This window comes from Exiguobacterium sp. s149 (assembly GCF_018618395.1).
Lineage (GTDB): Bacteria > Bacillota > Bacilli > Exiguobacteriales > Exiguobacteriaceae > Exiguobacterium > Exiguobacterium chiriqhucha.
On sequence record NZ_JACSLZ010000021.1, the window covers coordinates 1 to 3,006 of the forward strand.

Below are 3,006 nucleotides of genomic sequence, written 5' to 3' on the forward strand. Positions count from 1 at the left end.
TTAGACTAGATCAAAGCCTCGACCGATTAGTATCATTCAGCTCCACACGTCGCCGTGCTTCCACCCATGACCTATCTACCTCATCGTCTCTGAGGGGTCTTTCTTGATTGCTCAAAGGGAAATCTCATCTCGGAGGGGGCTTCATGCTTAGATGCTTTCAGCACTTATCCCGTCCGCACGTAGCTACCCAGCGATGCTCCTGGCGGAACAACTGGTACACCAGCGGTGCGTCCATCCCGGTCCTCTCGTACTAAGGACAGCTCTCCTCAAATTTCCTGCGCCCACGACGGATAGGGACCGAACTGTCTCACGACGTTCTGAACCCAGCTCGCGTACCGCTTTAATGGGCGAACAGCCCAACCCTTGGGACCTACTCCAGCCCCAGGATGCGATGAGCCGACATCGAGGTGCCAAACCTCCCCGTCGATGTGGACTCTTGGGGGAGATCAGCCTGTTATCCCCAGGGTAGCTTTTATCCGTTGAGCGATGGCCCTTCCATGCGGAACCACCGGATCACTAAGCCCGACTTTCGTCCCTGCTCGACTTGTAGGTCTCGCAGTCAAGCTCCCTTCTGCCTTTGCACTCTTCGAATGATTTCCAACCATTCTGAGGGAACCTTTGGGCGCCTCCGTTACTGTTTAGGAGGCGACCGCCCCAGTCAAACTACCCACCTGACACGGTCCTCCAGCCGGATCACGGCTGCGAGTTAGAGACTCTATACGCAAAGGGTGGTATCCCAAGGGTGTCTCCACCGAAGCTGGCGCTCCGGCTTCACAAACTCCCACCTATCCTGTACATCGCGTACAAAGCCTCAATATCAGGCTGTAGTAAAGCTCCATGGGGTCTTTCCGTCCTGTCGCGGGTAACCTGCATCTTCACAGGTACTATGATTTCACCGGGTCTCTCGTTGAGACAGTGCCCAAATCGTTACGCCTTTCGTGCGGGTCGGAACTTACCCGACAAGGAATTTCGCTACCTTAGGACCGTTATAGTTACGGCCGCCGTTTACTGGGGCTTCGGTTCAGTGCTTCTCTTGCGATGACACATCCCCTTAACCTTCCAGCACCGGGCAGGCGTCAGCCCCTATACTTCATCTTGCGATTTAGCAGAGACCTGTGTTTTTGCTAAACAGTCGTTTGGGCCTATTCACTGCGGCTTATGTTGCCATAAGCGTCCCTTCTCCCGAAGTTACGGGACCATTTTGCCGAGTTCCTTAACGAGAGTTATCCCGCGCGTCTTAGAATTCTCATCTCGCCTACCTGTGTCGGTTTACGGTACTGGCGCCGACCTCCTTACTAGAGGCTTTTCTTGGCAGCGTGAAATCCGGTACTTCGCCCTACGGGCTCCACGTCACAGCTCAACCTTGTGTGCCGGGCGGATTTGCCAACCCGACGGCCTCGCTGCTTGTCCGTGCACTTCCAGTCGCACGGTTACCTTATCCTTCTGCGTCCCCCCATCGTTCAAACGGTGGTACGGCGGTACAGGAATATCAACCTGTTGTCCATCGCCTACGCCTTTCGGCCTCGGCTTAGGTCCAGACTAACCCTGAGCGGACGAGCCTTCCTCAGGAAACCTTGGGCTTTCGACGGAGGGGATTCTCACCCCTCTTTTCGCTACTCACACCGGCATTCTCACTTCCAAGCGCTCCACGGCTCCTCACGATACCGCTTCACTGCTGCTTGGAACGCTCCCCTACCATCCCTTACGGGATCCATAGCTTCGGTGGTATGTTTAGCCCCGTTACATTTTCGGCGCGGCGTCACTCGACTAGTGAGCTATTACGCACTCTTTGAATGGTGGCTGCTTCTAAGCCAACATCCTAGTTGTCTGTGCAACGCCACATCCTTTTCCACTTAACATACACTTGGGGACCTTAGCTGATGGTCTGGGCTGTTTCCCTTTCGACTACGGATCTTATCACTCGCAGTCTGACTCCCGAGTACAAGTTGCCGGCATTCGGAGTTTGACTGAATTCGGTAACCCTGTGGGGGCCCCTAGTCCAATCAGTGCTCTACCTCCGGAACTCTACACCTCGAGGCTAGCCCTAAAGCTATTTCGGGGAGAACCAGCTATCTCCAGGTTCGATTGGCATTTCACCGCTACCCACACCTCATCCCCGCACTTTTCAACGTGCGTGGGTTCGGACCTCCAGTCAGTGTTACCTGACCTTCATCCTGGACATGGGTAGATCACCTGGTTTCGGGTCTACGACGACGGACTGATGCGCCCTATTCAGACTCGCTTTCGCTGCGGCTCCGCCTCATCGGCTTAACCTCGCCCGCCATCGTAACTCGCCGGTTCATTCTACAAAAGGCACGCCATCACCCGTTAACGGGCTCTGACTACTTGTAGGCATACGGTTTCAGGATCTGTTTCACTCCCCTTCCGGGGTGCTTTTCACCTTTCCCTCACGGTACTGGTTCACTATCGGTCACTAGGAAGTATTTAGCCTTGGGAGATGGTCCTCCCGGATTCCGACGGGGTTTCACGTGTCCCGCCGTACTCAGGATCCACTCTGGAGGGGATGGGATTTCGGCTACAGGGCCGTCACCTTCTCTGGCCGACCTTTCCAGGTCGTTCACCTATCCTATCCCTTTGTAACTCCGTATAGAGTGTCCTACAACCCCAGGAAGCATGCTTCCTGGTTTGGGCTGTTCCCGTTTCGCTCGCCGCTACTCAGGGAATCGAATTTTCTTTCTCTTCCTCCGGGTACTTAGATGTTTCAGTTCCCCGGGTTTGCCTCACGCCGTGCTATGTATTCACACGGGTGTCCCGCCAGTCTCCCGGCGGTGGGTTCCCCCATTCGGATACCCCTGGATCAATGTGTACTTACCACTCCCCAGGGCATTTCGCTGTTCGTCGCGTCCTTCATCGGCTCCTAGTGCCAAGGCATCCACCGTACGCCCTTTCTACCTTGATCTAGCGTCTAAGACACACGGTCCTCACGGACCATATGTGAAATAATTGGTTTGATGTCTTGATGAATCTTCAGTTTTCAAGGAACAA

1 rRNA gene is annotated in these 3,006 nt (G+C 54.7%); it reads right to left on the reverse strand.

What is annotated here, in order from left to right:
- Window positions 1-6 precede the first annotated feature (6 nt).
- A 23S ribosomal RNA gene (locus KNP81_RS15055) occupies window positions 7-2,920 on the reverse strand.
- Window positions 2,921-3,006: the final 86 nt, after the last annotated feature.